General features: G+C 65.6%; 15 protein-coding genes. All 15 read right to left on the reverse strand.

The features are described 5' to 3' along the window. Positions 1–44: 44 nt before the first annotated feature. Positions 45–4,169, reverse strand: a complete 4,125-nt coding sequence (rpoB, locus tag DWA33_RS01790; protein ID WP_114356399.1) for a DNA-directed RNA polymerase subunit beta — start codon at positions 4,167–4,169, stop codon at positions 45–47. Positions 4,170–4,704: 535 nt separating this feature from the next. Continuing rightward, positions 4,705–5,082 carry a 50S ribosomal protein L7/L12 gene (gene rplL, locus DWA33_RS01795; RefSeq protein WP_114356400.1) on the reverse strand — a complete coding sequence of 126 codons (378 nt, stop codon included), beginning with the start codon at positions 5,080–5,082 and terminating at the stop codon, positions 4,705–4,707. A gap of 55 nt (positions 5,083–5,137) precedes the next feature. Then, positions 5,138–5,656 (reverse strand): 50S ribosomal protein L10, encoded by a 519-nt coding sequence (rplJ, locus tag DWA33_RS01800; RefSeq protein WP_114356401.1) that lies wholly within the window; start codon positions 5,654–5,656, stop codon positions 5,138–5,140. A gap of 676 nt (positions 5,657–6,332) precedes the next feature. Then, positions 6,333–6,983 carry an Isoquinoline 1-oxidoreductase subunit gene (locus DWA33_RS01805; protein ID WP_114356402.1) on the reverse strand — a complete coding sequence of 217 codons (651 nt, stop codon included), beginning with the start codon at positions 6,981–6,983 and terminating at the stop codon, positions 6,333–6,335. Further along, positions 6,980–9,145, reverse strand: a complete 2,166-nt coding sequence (locus DWA33_RS01810; RefSeq protein ID WP_114356403.1) for a xanthine dehydrogenase family protein molybdopterin-binding subunit — start codon at positions 9,143–9,145, stop codon at positions 6,980–6,982. The genes DWA33_RS01805 and DWA33_RS01810 overlap by 4 nt, the downstream gene beginning before the upstream one ends. Before the next feature lie 2 nt (positions 9,146–9,147). Next, a complete protein-coding gene (locus DWA33_RS01815; protein ID WP_114356404.1) occupies positions 9,148–9,612 on the reverse strand; it encodes a (2Fe-2S)-binding protein in 465 nt (154 codons plus the stop codon). A 144-nt stretch (positions 9,613–9,756) separates the two neighbouring features. After that, complete coding sequence (locus DWA33_RS01820) at positions 9,757–10,707, reverse strand: NAD(P)-dependent oxidoreductase (protein WP_114356405.1); 951 nt, start codon at positions 10,705–10,707, stop codon at positions 9,757–9,759. A gap of 101 nt (positions 10,708–10,808) precedes the next feature. Next, on the reverse strand, positions 10,809–11,498 hold the full coding sequence (gene rplA / locus DWA33_RS01825; RefSeq protein WP_110785902.1) for a 50S ribosomal protein L1: 690 nt from the start codon (positions 11,496–11,498) through the stop codon (positions 10,809–10,811). A gap of 6 nt (positions 11,499–11,504) precedes the next feature. Further along, positions 11,505–11,933 (reverse strand): 50S ribosomal protein L11, encoded by a 429-nt coding sequence (gene rplK / locus DWA33_RS01830; RefSeq protein WP_114356406.1) that lies wholly within the window; start codon positions 11,931–11,933, stop codon positions 11,505–11,507. 253 nt (positions 11,934–12,186) lie between these two features. Further along, positions 12,187–12,717, reverse strand: a complete 531-nt coding sequence (gene nusG, locus DWA33_RS01835) for a transcription termination/antitermination protein NusG (protein WP_114356407.1) — start codon at positions 12,715–12,717, stop codon at positions 12,187–12,189. A 16-nt stretch (positions 12,718–12,733) separates the two neighbouring features. Next, positions 12,734–12,922, reverse strand: a complete 189-nt coding sequence (secE, locus tag DWA33_RS01840) for a preprotein translocase subunit SecE (RefSeq protein ID WP_114356408.1) — start codon at positions 12,920–12,922, stop codon at positions 12,734–12,736. A 337-nt stretch (positions 12,923–13,259) separates the two neighbouring features. Then, positions 13,260–14,105, reverse strand: coding sequence for an energy transducer TonB family protein (locus DWA33_RS01845; protein ID WP_114356409.1), 846 nt, complete (start codon positions 14,103–14,105; stop codon positions 13,260–13,262). Then, positions 14,102–14,551, reverse strand: coding sequence for a biopolymer transporter ExbD (locus DWA33_RS01850; protein ID WP_114356410.1), 450 nt, complete (start codon positions 14,549–14,551; stop codon positions 14,102–14,104). Before DWA33_RS01850 ends, DWA33_RS01845 begins: the two co-directional genes overlap by 4 nt. Before the next feature lie 13 nt (positions 14,552–14,564). Beyond that, positions 14,565–15,524 (reverse strand): tonB-system energizer ExbB, encoded by a 960-nt coding sequence (gene exbB / locus DWA33_RS01855; RefSeq protein ID WP_114356411.1) that lies wholly within the window; start codon positions 15,522–15,524, stop codon positions 14,565–14,567. 95 nt (positions 15,525–15,619) lie between these two features. Beyond that, a complete protein-coding gene (locus DWA33_RS01860; protein ID WP_114356412.1) occupies positions 15,620–16,273 on the reverse strand; it encodes a biliverdin-producing heme oxygenase in 654 nt (217 codons plus the stop codon). Between the last annotated feature and the right edge of the window lie 22 nt (positions 16,274–16,295).

Genomic DNA, 16,295 nt, shown 5'->3' on the forward strand with positions numbered 1-16,295 from the left:
GGCGGCCGGCGCGAAGCGCACGCCGCCGGGCTCGACGCATTGAGTTACTCGGCAGCCTCGGCCGGCGGCGTCGCCGCCAGCTTGGAGTTGTGCAGGTCGACGTTGAGGCCGAGCGAGCGCATTTCCTTGACGAGCACGTTGAACGATTCCGGAATGCCGGCCTCGAACGTGTCGTCGCCGCGCACGATCGCCTCGTACACCTTGGTGCGGCCCGCGACGTCGTCCGACTTCACAGTCAGCATTTCCTGCAGCGTATAAGCCGCGCCGTAGGCTTCGAGCGCCCACACCTCCATTTCGCCGAAGCGCTGGCCGCCGAACTGCGCCTTACCGCCCAGCGGCTGCTGGGTGACGAGCGAGTACGGACCGATCGACCGGGCGTGGATCTTGTCGTCCACGAGGTGATGCAGCTTCAGCATGTAGATGTAGCCGACGGTCACGCGACGATCGAACTGATCGCCGGTGCGGCCGTCGTACACGGTCGACTGACCCGAGGCGTCGAAGCCCGCGAGCTTCAGCATCTCCTCGATGTCGGCCTCCTTGGCGCCGTCGAACACCGGGGTCGCGATCGGCACGCCGTGGCTGAGATTGCGGCCGAGCTCGAGCAGTTCGCCGTCGTCGAGCGACTTGATGGTCTCGTCCTCGCCGTAGATCTTGCGCAGGGTCTCGCGCAGCGGCTTGAGATCCTGGCTCTGGTAGTAGGTGTCGATGGTCTGACCGATGCGCTTGCCGAGGCCCGCGCACGCCCAGCCGAGATGCGTCTCGAGGATCTGACCGACGTTCATGCGGCTCGGCACGCCGAGCGGATTCAGCACGATGTCGGCGTGAGTGCCGTCCTCCAGGAACGGCATGTCCTCGATCGGCACGATCTTCGACACCACGCCCTTGTTGCCGTGGCGGCCGGCCATCTTGTCGCCCGGCTGGATCTTGCGCTTCACCGCGACGAAGACCTTGACCATCTTCATCACGCCGGGCGGCAGTTCGTCGCCGCGCTGCAGCTTCTCGACCTTGTCGAGGAAGCGCTGTTCGAGGCCCTTCTTCGACTCGTCGTACTGCTTCCGCATGGCCTCGATTTCGGCCATCAGCTTGTCGTTCGGCGCCGCGAACAGCCACCACTGCGACTTCGGATACTCCTCGAGCACCGCGCGGGTGATCTTGGTGTCCTTCTTGAAGCCCTTCGGACCGGCGATGCCCTGCCGGCCGTCGAGCAGGTCGGCGAGACGGCCGTAGACGTTACGGTCGAGAATCGCCTGCTCGTCGTCGCGGTCCTTGGCGAGGCGCTCGATCTCTTCCCGCTCGATCGCCAGCGCACGCTCGTCCTTGTCGACGCCGTGGCGGTTGAACACGCGGACTTCGACGATCGTGCCCTGCACGCCCGGCGGCACCCGCAAGCTGGTGTCGCGCACGTCCGAGGCCTTTTCGCCGAAGATGGCGCGCAGCAGCTTTTCTTCCGGCGTCATCGGGCTTTCGCCCTTCGGCGTGATCTTGCCGACCAGGATGTCGCCGGCGCGGACTTCGGCGCCGATGTAGACGATGCCGGCTTCGTCGAGGTTCTTCAGCGCTTCTTCCGAGACGTTCGGAATGTCGCGGGTGATTTCCTCGGGGCCGAGCTTGGTGTCGCGCGCCATCACCTCGAATTCCTCGATGTGGATCGAGGTGAAGACGTCTTCCTTCACGATCCGCTCGGAGAGCAGGATCGAGTCTTCGAAGTTGTAGCCGTTCCACGGCATGAACGCGACCAGCACGTTGCGGCCGAGCGCGAGCTCGCCGAGATCGGTCGACGGACCGTCGGCGATGATGTCGCCCTTCTTGACGTGATCGCCGACCTTCACCAGCGGACGCTGGTTGATGCAGGTCGACTGGTTCGAGCGCTGGTACTTCATCAGCCGGTAGATATCGACGCCCGACTTGGTCGGATCGAGATCCTCGGTGGCGCGAATGACGATACGCGTCGCGTCGATCTGGTCGATGATGCCGGTGCGGCGCGCGGCGATCGCCGCGCCCGAGTCACGGGCGACGACCCCTTCCATGCCGGTGCCGACGAACGGCGCCTCGGCGCGAACCAGCGGCACCGCCTGGCGCTGCATGTTCGAGCCCATCAGCGCGCGGTTGGCGTCGTCGTTCTCGAGGAACGGGATCAGCGCCGCGGCGACCGAAACCAGCTGCTTCGGCGACACGTCCATGTAGTCGACCTGGTCGGCCGGCATCGGCACGACGTCGCGGGTGCCGCCGGCGCGGCAGACCACCAGATCGTCGGTGAACTTGCCCTTGGCGTCGAGCGCCACGTTGGCCTGCGCCACCGCGTAGCGGCCCTCTTCCATCGCCGACAGATACACCACCTCGTCGGTGACGCGGCCTTCCTTGACCTTGCGGTACGGCGTCTCGACGAAGCCGTATTTGTTGACGCGGGCGAAGGTCGCCAGCGAGTTGATCAGACCGATGTTCGGACCTTCCGGCGTCTCGATCGGGCAGATCCGGCCGTAATGGGTCGGATGCACGTCGCGGACTTCGAAGCCGGCGCGCTCGCGCGTCAGACCGCCCGGGCCGAGCGCCGACAGGCGCCGCTTGTGGGTGATCTCCGACAGCGGGTTGGTCTGGTCCATGAACTGCGAGAGCTGCGACGAGCCGAAGAACTCGCGCACCGCCGCCGCCGCCGGCTTGGCGTTGATCAGGTCCTGCGGCATCACGGTGTCGATGTCGACCGAGCTCATCCGCTCCTTGATGGCGCGCTCCATGCGGAGCAGGCCGATGCGGTACTGGTTCTCCATCAGCTCGCCGACCGAGCGCACACGGCGGTTGCCGAGATGGTCGATGTCGTCGATCTCGCCCTTGCCGTCGCGCAAGCCGACCAGGGTCTTGATCACCGCGAGGATGTCTTCCTTGCGCAGCGTACGATGGGTGTCGGGCGCATCGAGGTCGAGGCGCATGTTCATCTTGACGCGGCCGACGGCCGACAGGTCGTAGCGCTCGGCATCGAAGAACAGCGACTGGAACATGTTCTGCGCGGAGTCGAGCGTCGGCGGCTCGCCCGGACGCATCACCCGGTAGATGTCGAACAGCGCGTCCTCGCGCGTCATGTTCTTGTCGGCGTTCAGCGTGTTGCGGATGTACGGGCCGACGTTGACATGGTCGATGTCGAGCAGCGGCAGTTCCTTGTAGCCCTGCTCGTTCAGCATCTTCAGCGTCTTGTCGGTGATTTCCTCACCGGCTTCCGCGTAGATTTCACCCGTCTTCGGGTTGACCAGATCCTCGGCCAGATAGTTGCCGACGAGCTCTTCGTCGGACATCCGCAGCGCCTTGAGGCCCTTTTCCTGAAGCTGGCGGGCGGCGCGCACGGTCAGCTTCTTGCCGGCCTCGAGCACGACCTTGCCGGTGTCGGCGTCGATCAGGTCGTTGACGGTCGAGTAGCCGCGGAAGCGGTTGACGTCGAACGGAACGCGCCAGCCGTCCTTGGTCCGCTTGTAGAGGATCTTGTTGTAGAAGGTCGACAGGATCTCTTCGCCGTCGAGGCCGAGGGCGAACATCAGCGACGTCACCGGCAGCTTGCGGCGACGGTCGATACGCGCATAGACGATGTCCTTGGCGTCGAACTCGATGTCGAGCCAGGAACCGCGATACGGGATGATGCGGGCGGCGAACAGCAGCTTGCCCGACGAATGGGTCTTGCCCTTGTCGTGGTCGAAGAACACGCCCGGCGACCGATGCATCTGCGAGACGATGACGCGCTCGGTGCCGTTGACGATGAAGGTACCGTTCATCGTCATCAGCGGGATGTCGCCCATGTAGACATCCTGCTCCTTGATGTCCTTCACGGAGCGGGCGCCGGTCTCCTCGTCGATATCGAACACGATGAGGCGCAGCGTCACCTTCAGCGGCGCGGCATAGGTCATGCCGCGCTGACGGCACTCGTCGACGTCGTACTTCGGCGGCTCGAATTCGTAGCGAACGAATTCGAGCATCGAGGCGTTGGAGAAGTCCGAGATCGGGAAGACCGACCGGAACACCGCCTGCAAGCCCTCGTCAGGCCGTCCTCCGGGCGGCTCGGCAACCATCAGGAACTGGTCGTAGGACGCCTTCTGAACCTCGATGAGGTTCGGCATCTCCGCGACTTCCCGGATGTGACCGAAGAACTTGCGAACGCGTTTGCGACCGGTGAACGTCTGCTGCGCCATCGTGGCCTCTCGTTTCGTCGCCCGGTGGGGCGAACCTTCCGGAGCGCGAGCCGCCTCGCCCCCGGGTTGAATACCGAACATCCGAAATTTAGGAGCCAGACCTCAGGAACTAAATCCTAAATCGGCTCAGCACTAATTCCGAACGCAAAATAACGCGCGGGGCGCTGCCGCACCCGCCCGTCGAAATCTCGTGGTTATAGACCGAAAAAGCCCGAAATTGCCGATTCTCCCAGAGGCTGCGCGGACACCCTATCACGCCCATCGCGCCTGCGCTTTCGTGCTGCCGGACCAATATGGGACGGCAATGCGGAGATTCGAGGGGTTATCCCCACGCCTTTCCACACATTCCTGTGACGGCGCCCGGGAGCATCAGATCTTCCGCCCCCCGCCGCCGCGACCGGGGCCGGCGAACCGGCCCCAACCGCTGAGCACTTTCGCCCGGGGGTCATGGCCGGGCTCGACCCGGCCATCCATCCCTGGGCAAGATCCCGGACCTCGCTGCGCGCGCCCGGGATCGAACTCACGTAACCTGCGGTTACTTGAGCTCGACCTTGGCGCCAGCCTTCTCGAGCTGGGCCTTGATCTTGTCGGCTTCTTCCTTGTTGACGCCTTCCTTGAGCGGCTTCGGAGCGCCTTCGACCAGATCCTTGGCTTCCTTGAGGCCCAGGCCGGTGATGGCGCGGACTTCCTTGATCACCTCGATCTTCTTGTCGCCGGCCGCGGCCAGCACAACGGTGAAGTCGGTCTTCTCTTCCGCCGGAGCGGCGGCGCTACCGGCGCCCGGAGCAGCGGCGACCGCGACGGCCGCAGCGGCCGAGACGCCCCACTTCTCTTCGAGCATCTTGGCGAGTTCGGCGGCTTCGAGCACGGTGAGGCTCGACAGGTCGTCAACAATCTTCTGCAGATCAGCCATTGAATCAGTTCCTTACGGGTATCAGTTCGAACCTGGGTTGATTGGGAGTGAAGCGTCAGGCCGCTTCGCTTTTGGAGGCATAGGCCTGAACCACCCGCGCGACCTTGGCCGCAGGAGCAGTCGAAAGCTGCGCGATCTTGGTGGCCGGCGCGACCAGAAGGCCGACCAGCTTGCCACGCAGTTCGTCGAGCGACGGCAGCGAGGCCAGAGCCTTCACACCGTCGACGTTCAGGACAGTCTTGCCCATCGAACCGCCGAGAATGACGAACTTCTCGTTCGCCTTGGCGAATTCGACGGCAATCTTCGGCGCCGCCACCGGATCGCTGGAAGTCGCGATCACGGTCGGCCCCTTCAGCAGGGAGCCGATGGCAACGACGTCGGTGCCTTCAAGAGCAATTTTGGCGAGACGGTTCTTCGAGACCTTCACCGACGCACCCGCCTGCTTCATCTGCTGACGCAGCTTCTGCATCTGGGCCACGGTGAGGCCGGAATAATGAGCAACGACGGCGACGCTGGTGGTCCCGAACAGACCATTCAGCTCCTCGACCGCTGCCTTTTTTGCCGCTCTATCCACAGCAAGCTCTTTCCGGTTGACGGCCTCTGCAAGCAGGAGCCGTCGGGTTGCACCCTTCGCCCTGCCCTCACCACCTTCGACACACGGTCTTCGGACCCGAGGGCAAAACGATACTAAAGCCTGCCCTCCCGCGCGCGCTGAGGCTTGCCGCCTTGGCCCGCTCGGGGTGTCGAGGTTCGAACCTTTCTCCGCATCCCGCCCGCGTGAGACGAAACGCAAAATCCGGTCTTCACCCGTCTATGCAGGCCATGCGATTAAGCCGCTGAAGAAACGTGACGTTTCGACGTTGGCGCCTGCAGTCTCGGACAGGACGGGATCGTTCTGGCAAACAGTCCGGCGAGACGGGCTATCGACCTTTCCGATCCCTGCCCGCATTCCCAATCGATCGACAGTCTGCTGCGTCCTTCAGCGATCCGGATGGATGAGTTGAAGGAACAGTCTCCTATCGATCAGGTCATTGGAATGCGCGCACGAGCGCGCCAGCCACAGCCGGCACGTCCGGAGCGGGGTGTTTAGCGAGTCTTAATGCGCTTGCCAAGAGCAAACTTGGCCAATCGGCACGATTTTGGCATAGCACGCCCAGCACCAGGGCGCGCTCAGCGACAGCGACTTCTGGAATCCTGCCGGATCGGCTCGGCGTGCGCAAGCCTTCGGGTCAAAAGCCCGCGCGTCTCGGTCACCCTTTCGGGCAGGCAGCGCCGGCTTCCGCCCACGCCTTGATCAGCGCACCGAACTGCTTTTGAGTTCCCGGGGCAGGAGTGCGCCCCTCGCCCGGATGCCAGCCCCAGCCGACCAGCTCATCCTCAGCCATATGATGCACCAGTGCGGCCATGTCCTTGTCGCCATTGCGGGTTCGGTCTTTGATCTGGAGGCAGATCTGGCCCAGCGTCTTGCCCTGCCACGCCATCTCAAGCGGCGCCAACGCCCATTTCGGATTGCCGGGCACGCCGGCCGGATCGAAGTTCGCCTGGTGGTGGCAGGTGGTGCACGCCAATCCGCCGGGCGGGCCGAGGCCATGGTCGCCACGTACCACCAGCGGCTGATGCGGCCGCATCGCGTCGGTCTGGGTCGGCCGGTCGCCGGCCGGATGGCAGTTCATGCAGCGCGGCGAGGTGATGACTTTGCCGGCCTCCTCGAACAGCGCGATCGCCCGCTTCTGCTTGTCGCGGATCTTGGCAAAGTCGGAGACAGGCCGGAGCTGAGTGGAAGCGGCTGCGCGGCTGGCGGCATCGGCTTCGCCTGGCAGCAGCGATCCGGCGACCGCGACCAGACTCGCGACAGCCACCCCAGCAAAACCAGCCAGGACCGCCTGACGAACCCGGCTCATGCGGCGGCTCCCGGCACGATCGGCAATTGCCGCGGTCGGCCGAGGCCGAGCCGGGCCATCGCGTTGGCCACCGCCGGCCCGAGCGGCGGCACGCCGGGCTCGCCGACTCCGGTCGGCTTCTCGGCGGACTGAACGATGGTGACTTCGATTTCCGGCATTTCGTCGATCCGCAGCGACCGGTAGGTGTCGAAATTGCCGGCGACCGGGCGACCGGCGTCGATCGGCTGCTCGGCATAGAGGATATGGCCAAGCGCGAAGCCGACACCGCCCTCCATCTGGGCGCGGATGATGTCCGGATTGACCGCCACCCCACAGTCCACCGCGACCCACACCTTGTGCACTTTGGGACCGCTGTCGCCGACCGACATCTCGACGATCTGCGCCACGAAAGTGTTGAAGCTCTCGACCACCGCAACGCCACGGGCGCGGCCGGTCTCCAGCTTGGCACCCTTCCAGTCGGCCTTCTCCGCCACCGCGCGCAGCACGCCGGCGTGGCGCGGCTTGTCCTTCATCATCGCCAGCCGGCCCTCGACCGGGTCCTGGCCGGCAGCTTCGAGCAACTGATCGACGAACGCCTCGACCGCGTAGCCGGTGTGGGTGTGGCCGACCGAGCGCCACCACAGCACCGGAATGCCGATCTCGACCTGATGCGCTTCGCATTTGAAATTGGCGATGTCGTAGGGCAACTCGTTCGAGCCCTCGACCAGAGTGGGGTCGAGACCGTCTTTCATCATCGCCTCGAACGCCGATCCCTTCATGATCGACTGGCCGACGATGGTGTCGCTCCAGGCGGCGATCTTGCCGTCCTTCACCACGCCCCGCATCCGGTGCAGGCCGAACGGCCGATAGAACCCGCCGCGCATGTCGTCCTCGCGGGTCCACACCAGCTTGATCGGCCGGCCCGGCCCGAACGCCTTGGCGACCTCGGCGAGCTCGCGAGCGACCTGCGCCGATTGCTGGGCTCGGCGGCCGAAGCTGCCGCCGGCCAGAATGGTCTGCAGCTTGATCTTGTCGACGCCGATGCCCAGCACCTCGGCGATCACGCCGTGATCGGGGGTTGGAAACTGGCAGCCGTAGCGCGCCGAAGCGGTCTCGCCCTGCCAGTGAATGAAGCCGTTGAGCGGCTCCATCGCTGCATGCGCCAAATAGGGAAACACGAATTCGGCCTCGACGAGTTGGCCGCCACCAGCGACCACGGCGTCGAAATCGCCCTTCGCCTTGACGACACGGCCGGGCTTGGTCGACAGCTCGCGGAACTCGCCGAGGATGTCGGCGGTGCTGCGCGTCTCCGCGGCGGAGTCGTCCCAGCTGATCTTCAGCTTGTCGCGGCCCTGCTTGGCCGGCCAGAAGCCGATGGCATACACCGCAACGCCGGTCGGCACCTGCTTGACGTCGACGACGCCCGGCACCTTCCTGGCTTCGGCCGCGTCGAACGACGCGACCTTGCCGCCGAACCGCGGCGACCGCGCAACCAGCACCGTCAGCATCTCCGGCTCGTGGATATCGAGCGTGAACACCGCCGAGCCGTTGGACTTCTCGACGCTGTCGAGACGCTTGACCGCCCCGTCCTTGCCGATCAGCTTGAACTCGGACGGATCCTTCAGCTTCGGATCTGCCGGCACCGGCATCTGCATCGCCTTGTCGGCAAACTCGCCGAACTGCCCCTCCTTGCCGGAGCGATGGCGCATAATCCCGTTCTCGACCGTGATCTCGCCGGCCGGCACGTCCCAGCCTTCGGCGGCGGCGGCGACCAGCATCTGCCGCGCGGCGGCGCCGACTTTCCGCATCTGATCGAAGGAATTGGCGATCGCGCTGGAGCCGCCGGTGCCCTGCAGGCCGAACAACAGGTTCTTGTACAGCGCCGGATTCGACGGCGCATGGTCGGCGCGCATCTGCGTCCAATCGGCGTCGAGCTCTTCGGCGACCAGCGTCGCCATCCCGGTGAGCGGACCCTGCCCCATCTCGATGTGCTTGCACAGCACGGTCACGGTGGAGTCCGGCTTGATGATCAGGAAGGTGTTGGGCGCGATGTTGACCTGCTGCGGCGCCGGTTGGTTCTGGGCGAAGGCCGGCGTGCGCGCGGCGACGTAGGCGCCGATGACGAGGCCCGCGCCGGCTTTGAGAACGCTGCGACGGGAAAGGCTGCGATCGTGCATGGTCATGCTCAGCCCTCCAGCGACTTCGCGGCTTGATGGATCGCGGCGCGGATACGGACATAGGTCGCGCAGCGGCAGATGTTGCCGTTCATCGCCAGATCGATGTCCCGGTCGGTGGGGGCCTTGTTCTGCGCCAGCAGCGCAGTTGCGCTCATCACCTGGCCGGACTGGCAGTAGCCGCACTGCGGTACGTCGATCGCCGCCCAGGCGGCCTGCACCGCGCGGCCCTCCTTGCTGGTGAGCCCCTCGACGGTGGTGATCTTGCGATCTCCCACCGCCGATACCGGCAACGAGCACGAGCGCATGCTCTGGCCATCGATATGCACCGTGCAGGCACCGCATTGCGCGACGCCACAGCCGTATTTGGTGCCCGTCAGTCCGGCGCCGTCGCGGATCGCCCACAGCAACGGCGTATCAGGATCGACGTCGACCGCATGCGCCTGCCCGTTGATGGAAAGTGTAAACGCCGCCATCGGCGCGCCCTCCCTGACAATCACGGAGGGAACTTAGCTGCGACGAATTGGCAACTACAACTCACATCAAGTTGCAGCGAAATACCAGCCGGGCTGCGGAACAAAACCGAGCTTGCCGCGTTCCCCGGCCTGTCGCGGCACGCACTATGCCTCGACCGGATACGGCAGCGGCCGTCCCTCGAAATAAGCTGCCAGATTGGCGATCACGCAATCCTGCATGGCGACGTGCGCTTCCAGGGTATGCCCGCCGATATGCGGCGTCAGCACCACGTTCGGAAACTCCGCCAGCGCATCCGGCGCGTAAGGCTCCTGCGCGTAGACGTCGAGGCCGGCGCCGGCGATTGTGCCGTCACGAAGCGCGGCGATCAGCGCCGGCTGATCGATCACCGAGCCGCGCGAGATGTTGACCAGCACGCCGTTTGGCCCGAGCCGCTTCAGCATCTCCGCATCGATGATGTTCTCGGTGTCCGGGCCGGCGCGGACCGCGACCAGCAGCACGTCGCACCAGTCGACCAGCTCACCGAGGTCGCCGATGTAGCGATACGGCACGTCGTGACGGCTGCGGCTGTGATAAGCGACCTCGGTCTCGAAGCCCGCGACGCGCGTCGCGATTTTGCGGCCGATCTCGCCGATGCCGTAGACGCCGACCTTGGCACCGGTGAGTCCACGCGGCGGCTTCAGCATTGGCGACGGCTTGGCGCCGGACCAGCCGCCGGCCCGCACGTAGGCGTCCGCCGGCAGCACCCGGCGCATCAACGCGAGCAACAGCGCGAGCGCCAGATCGGCGACCGCAGACGCATTGGCACCCGGGCTGTTGCCGACGACGATGCCGCGCTCGGCGGCGGCTTTCAGATCCACGCCGTCATAGCCGGTGCCGTAGCAGATCACCGCACCGAGCGCCGGCAGCATCTCGAAGGTTTCACGGCCGAGCGGCTGGCCGCCCATCGTCAGCAGCGCGCGAACATCCGCGAGCTCAGCGGCGCCGAACACCTGATCGGCCGGCTTCCCTGCGGTCTCCAGCAGCGCGAACCGTTCGGCGAACCGTCCCAGCATCGACCTGCCGAACCGCGACGTCACCAGAACCTTGTCAGCCATTCCTGCCCTCATGTTTGTTGTTGTTCTTGCGAGCAAACAAAAAGGGCGAACGGGTTGCCCCGTCCGCCCTCTTTCAAATCGTCGATCGTCCAGGCACGGACTTAGTGGACGGTGCCCGGCTCGACCTTCACGCCAGGGCCCATCGTCGAGGACACCGCGACGCGCTGAATGTAGGTGCCCTTGGCGCCGCTCGGCTTGGCCTTGTTGACCGCGTCCGCGAGCGCCTTGATGTTCTCCACCAGCTTGTCGGCTTCGAACGAGGCCTTGCCGACGCCGGCCTGGATGATACCGGCCTTCTCGACGCGGAACTCGACCGAACCGCCCTTGGCGCCCTTGACCGCGCCGGCGACGTCCATGGTCACCGTGCCGATCTTCGGGTTCGGCATCATACCGCGCGGGCCGAGCACCTTACCGAGGCGGCCGACCAGGGGCATCATGTCCGGGGTGGCGATGCAGCGATCGAAGTTGATGTTGCCGGCCTGCACCTGCTCCACCAGATCCTCCGCGCCGACCACGTCGGCGCCCGCGGCCTTGGCTTCGTCCGCCTTGGCGCCGCGCGCGAACACGCCGACGCGCACGGTGCGGCCGGTGCCGTTCGGCAGCATGACCACGCCGCGGACCATCTGGTCGGCGTGGCGGGGATCGACGCCGAGGTTGATCGCGACCTCGATGGTCTCGTCGAACTTCGAGATCGCGCGCTCCTTGATCAGCTTCACCGCCTCGTCGAGCGGATACAGCTTGGTGCGGTCGATGCCTTCGCGGATCTTCTTCAGACGCTTACCGATTGCCATGATCCGTTACCCCTCGACCTGCAGGCCCATCGAGCGGGCAGAACCCTCGACCATGCGCATGGCCGACTCGACGGTGTCGCAATTGAGATCCTTCATCTTCTTCTCGGCGATCTCGCGCACCTGGGCGGAGGTCACCTTGCCGGCGACGTCGCGGCCCGGCAGCTTGGAGCCGGACTGGATCTTGGCCGCCTGCTTGAGGAAGTAGGACATCGGCGGAGTCTTCATCTCGAAGGTGAACGACCGATCGGCGTAGATCGTGATCACCACCGGAATCGGCGTGTTCTTCTCTTCCTTCTGGGTCTGCGCGTTGAACGCCTTGCAGAACTCCATGATGTTGAGGCCGCGCTGACCAAGCGCGGGACCGATCGGAGGCGACGGGTTGGCCGCTCCGGCCGGCACCTGCAACTTCAGGTATCCGGTCACTTTCTTTGCCATTGAACTCTCCTGTTGCCGGCGAGCCGGCGGTTTCAGGTTTCGTGGTGGGGCGCCATCCGATGACTGGCGATCACCGGCACGCCTCCCACGTCAGTGCTAAGCAAGGCCATCGCCCCGCCCTCTCCCGTCATGCCCGGACTGGATCCGGGCATCCATCCTCTTCGCAAAACTCTCGCGAAGGAGATGGATTGCCGGGTCAAGCCCGGCAATGACGTCATGGCGAGAGCCAAGGCCCTGCCACGACCTCGAACGATCAGACCTTCTCGACCTGACCGAATTCCAGTTCGACCGGCGTGGCGCGGCCGAAGATCGACACCGCGACCTTCACGCGCGAGCGCGCCTCGTCGATTTCCTCGACCACGCCGGAGAACGACGCGAACGGGCCGTCGGCGACGCGGACGTTCTCGCCGATCTCGAACGACACCGACGCCTTCGGGCGCTCCACGCCTTCCTGCACCTGGTGCAGAATGCGCATCGCCTCGGCTTCCGAGATCGGCATCGGCTTGTTCTCGGCGCCGAGGAAGCCGGTGACCTTCGGGGTGTTCTTGATCAGGTGGAAGGCTTCGTCGGTGAGGTTCATCTTCACCAGCACGTAGCCGGGGAAGAACTTGCGCTCGGCGTCGACCTTGCGGCCGCGGCGCACCTCGGTGACCTTCTCGGTCGGCACCAGCACCTGTTCGAACAGATCCTCCAGGCCACGCTGCTTGGCCTGCTCGCGAATCGATTCCGCGACCTTCTTTTCGAAGTTCGAATAGGCGTGGACGATGTACCAGCGCATGCTCATAGGGCGGGGCCTGCCGTTAGACGCCGAGCACCAGGCGGATCAGGACACTGATCAGCTGGTCGGCGGCAAAAAAGAAAATCGAAGCCAGCGCCACCATCACGAACACCATGATCGTGGTGATCGAGGTTTCGCGGCGGGTCGGCCAGGTCACCTTGGCGGTCTCGCTCCGCACTTCCTGCAGGAATTTGAACGGGCTGAAGGCCATGGCGTGATCCGGATCAGTCTCGATATCGGGTTGGTGAAAGCCAGACAGCCCTGTTGCGCCCAACCTTCGCCAAGGAACCCCTCAGCTTCAGGATGAGCCGCCAACCGGGCCCTGTTTTCGGGAAATCAAGCCGCGCCGGAAATCCGTCAAAGCGGGCCGGCAGCGAGTGGGGCCTTGTAAGGCTAGATCGCCGAAACGTCAAGCTGCGGACGGCTGTCGCAGCCCGCGCCAACCGGCCCCTCGTCCCTTTCAGGTATCCCAAAAGCTGCAATATTCCAATCGCCTACACCGGCCGGACGGACTCCGTTTGGGCTGCGCGCAGCGTGCCTGGGAGAGCCTAGTCGGAGGCAAACCCCACCGGCACCGTCAGGCTGCGGCTCACGCCGGCCGGCGGCGGCGGGACCGGAGAGGCACGGCGCACCAGCGCCACCGCCTCGCGGTCGATCTCGGCGAGCCCCGACGAACGCATCAGACTGACCGATCCGACATTGCCAGCTTGATCGATCGCAAACCGTACATAGGCGATCCGGCGCGCCCGCTGGTCCATCGTGGCCGATACTGACCGTTTGTTGCGCTGCAAGTGAGCCATCAGCCGCGACCGCCATTCGGCAGGCGACTGCGACATCCCACCGAACGCCGTCTGTGCGGCCGCCAGCCGCTCCGACTGCCTCGCTTCGAACTGCGCCTGACGCATCGCCTGGGAATTGGCGGCCGCACGCTGCGGGCGCGGACGCTGCTTCTTCTTGGGCGTCGGCTTGTGCTGCGGCGGCGCGACCGTCCGCGGTGGCTCGGGACGGGAAAGCGGCACCTCCGCGGTCTCGACCAGCGGCGTGTCGTCCTCGGTCTTGGCCTGTTCGAGCGGCTCGGGCTGGTCCGGCTCGACCGGCTCGGCGAGTTGCGGCCGAGGCTCGTGCTGCTGCTCCGCCTGCGGCCGGCTGGCATCGGCCGATTTACGGTCCGGCGAGATCTCGGTCTTCGCCGTGGCCGTCGCTTCGGGTACCGCCGCCATGTCCAGCATGATGGCGGCCGGCGCAGAATCGTCCGCGGGAACCACCGGATCGGTTTGCAACATCCACACCACGGCGCCGGCATGGGCCCCCATCATCAGCAGGGCAGCGACCGACCAGCCCAGGATTTCCAGAGCTTTGGTCCGGCCGCCGATCGAGCTGTCGAAATCGGTCACGGCAACGCTGCGGACGGAGGCAGAACCGTCACCATCTCGAGACCGACCAGCGCGACGCGGGAATAACCGGCGTCGCGCAACAGATCCATCACCTCCATCAGACTTCCGTAGTCGACGTTCCTGTCGGCGCGAACGAGAATGCGGGTCTGCTTGTCGCCGCCGACCGAGCGATCGATGACCGTCCGCAGGTCGTCCCGAACGACCGGACTGCCGCCGATGCGCAGCGTGTGGTCGCTGTTCAGAGTGAGATAGAGCGGCTTGCCGGCTCGCGCCGTCGATTTCGCCGTCAATGCCGGCACGTCGACGTCGATATCGGCCGCCGCGATCGGCGCTGCGACCATGACGATGAGGAGCAGCACCAGCATCACGTCGATCAACCGGGGGACGTTGAGTCTGTGCTTGTCGTCGATCCGATCGCCGCGACTCGCGCAAATGTCGCCTGCCATTGCTTCTCTACTCCTACTCTGCAGCCAAAATCGAGGTCGACCTCCGGCGCTCGTCCGGGACTTTGCGGAAATCCAGATCGAGGCTGACCAAGCGCTCGACCCCGGCCGCAGCATCCGCCATGACCTGGCGATAACCGCTAATGGCACGCGCGAAGATGTTGTAGATGACGACCGCCGGAATCGCGGCGACCAGGCCGAACGCCGTTGCCAGCAAAGCTTCGGCGATGCCCGGAGCCACCACCGCGAGGTTGGTGGTGTGACTTTGCGAGATTCCGATGAAAGCGTTCATGATGCCCCACACCGTGCCGAACAGGCCCACGAACGGCGACACCGCGCCGACGGTGGCGAGCAATCCGGTGCCGCGCATCAGCCTGCGGCCGGCCTGCGCCTCGATGCGAGCCAGGCGAGACACCACGCGCTCCTTCAGACCAGCTTCGCCGGCATAGGCCATCGCCGGCAACGAACGGTGCAATTCGTCGTTCGCCGACCGCACCATGAACACGGCGGGGCCGCCCCGCTTGCTGAGACGTTGGACGGCTTCGTCGAGGCTTCGCGACTGATCCACCACCTTGAACGCGCGCTTCGCTCTGGCGCGGGCGCAGGCGACCTCGACGGCTTTCGCCACGCACACCGTCCAGCTCAGAAACGAAGCGAGCAGCAGCGCGATCATCACGGCCTTCACCACCCAGTCCGCCGCCATGAACATGCCGACCGGCGACAGATCGTGCGGCAGATCGGAGTGGCGATCCGGTTTCGGCGGGGCCTGTGCGGCCAGTCCGCCGCCCTCGCCGGCCGGACCTGCAGCGAGCGGCGCGTCCGGTGCGGCGGGCGCATCCGGGGAAGTCTGAGTCGTCGGCGCCGGCGATGCAGGCGCCGATCCGGGCTGCTGTGCCGCAGCTTCCGGCGCAAAGGCGAGCAGTGCACCGATCAGCGCCAGCGACGCCCATCTCGATATCCGGTGGACCGTCTTCATCCCTCACCTTCCTTCCATTCAGAACGAGACGGCACCCCGTCCCGCCGCGGTGCCAGCTTCACGCGGGACGCCGGTCGGAGTGCAGCAGCGGCTCGTTACCGGTCGGCATCGACCACGGCTGGGACCTCTCCCGGAGCTTCGGCAGCGGTTACCAGCAACTCGCTCACCAGCTCCTGCACGCGCAGATACGCGGCACGCGCGCCGGCGATCGCGCGGTCCTCCTCCGCCGCCGACAACGGCGCTGCGTCGAGCGCGGCGGTGAAGGTCTTCCAATGGAGGCCGCGTCCCTCCGGAGCGGCGGCGAGATGCCTGGCACCGAAAGTCTCCGACAGAGCGAGATTAGCCGCCTGCTTGAGCAGGAACGCAGCGCCGAGGTTCGAGCCTTCGGCGACATAGAGCCAACCCAGCGCCGTCGGGATGTCTATCCGCTCGCCGATCGAAACAGGTGTCGCATGCGAACAGTCGGGCGCGACGCCGAGATCACGAAGGTCCTGCTCGATGAGTTCGAGCCGCCGCCGCTCCGCCAGAGCCGGCAGCAATGCGCTCAGCGCCGCGCTGCGATAGAACGCATCGACGTCCTGGTGAAAGCGATGCTGGACGCGGAGAAACAGCGCGTATCGCTCGCGGTCCGCGAACGGCTTCCGCGCCATGATCCCGGTGTCGAGCCGTTCGTGCGTCGCCTGCGTCGCGGACTTCAGCCGTTTCGACCGACTGAGTGCCGGCTCCGCTTCGCTCTCGATTGCCGTCATTCAGAATTCTCCAACCTGCAGA

Origin of the sequence: Rhodopseudomonas pentothenatexigens (assembly GCF_900218015.1) — a bacterium.
GTDB classification, from domain to species: domain Bacteria; phylum Pseudomonadota; class Alphaproteobacteria; order Rhizobiales; family Xanthobacteraceae; genus Rhodopseudomonas; species Rhodopseudomonas pentothenatexigens.

What these genes read in the sequence shown, in the direction of transcription:
- rpoB (WP_114356399.1), bottom strand. Translation starts at nt 4,169, where the DNA reads ATGGCGCAGCAGACGTTCACCGGTCGCAAACGCGTTCGCAAGTTCTTC.
- DWA33_RS01815 (WP_114356404.1), bottom strand. Translation starts at nt 9,612, where the DNA reads ATGGCGGCGTTTACACTTTCCATCAACGGGCAGGCGCATGCGGTCGAC.
- DWA33_RS01820 (WP_114356405.1), bottom strand. Translation starts at nt 10,707, where the DNA reads ATGGCTGACAAGGTTCTGGTGACGTCGCGGTTCGGCAGGTCGATGCTG.
- rplA (WP_110785902.1), bottom strand. Translation starts at nt 11,498, where the DNA reads ATGGCAATCGGTAAGCGTCTGAAGAAGATCCGCGAAGGCATCGACCGC.
- nusG (WP_114356407.1), bottom strand. Translation starts at nt 12,717, where the DNA reads ATGAGCATGCGCTGGTACATCGTCCACGCCTATTCGAACTTCGAAAAG.
- exbB (WP_114356411.1), bottom strand. Translation starts at nt 15,524, where the DNA reads ATGAAGACGGTCCACCGGATATCGAGATGGGCGTCGCTGGCGCTGATC.
- DWA33_RS01860 (WP_114356412.1), bottom strand. Translation starts at nt 16,273, where the DNA reads ATGACGGCAATCGAGAGCGAAGCGGAGCCGGCACTCAGTCGGTCGAAA.
- DWA33_RS01850 (WP_114356410.1), bottom strand. Translation starts at nt 14,551, where the DNA reads ATGGCAGGCGACATTTGCGCGAGTCGCGGCGATCGGATCGACGACAAG.
- rplK (WP_114356406.1), bottom strand. Translation starts at nt 11,933, where the DNA reads ATGGCAAAGAAAGTGACCGGATACCTGAAGTTGCAGGTGCCGGCCGGA.
- DWA33_RS01810 (WP_114356403.1), bottom strand. Translation starts at nt 9,145, where the DNA reads ATGACCATGCACGATCGCAGCCTTTCCCGTCGCAGCGTTCTCAAAGCC.
- secE (WP_114356408.1), bottom strand. Translation starts at nt 12,922, where the DNA reads ATGGCCTTCAGCCCGTTCAAATTCCTGCAGGAAGTGCGGAGCGAGACC.
- DWA33_RS01805 (WP_114356402.1), bottom strand. Translation starts at nt 6,983, where the DNA reads ATGAGCCGGGTTCGTCAGGCGGTCCTGGCTGGTTTTGCTGGGGTGGCT.
- rplL (WP_114356400.1), bottom strand. Translation starts at nt 5,082, where the DNA reads ATGGCTGATCTGCAGAAGATTGTTGACGACCTGTCGAGCCTCACCGTG.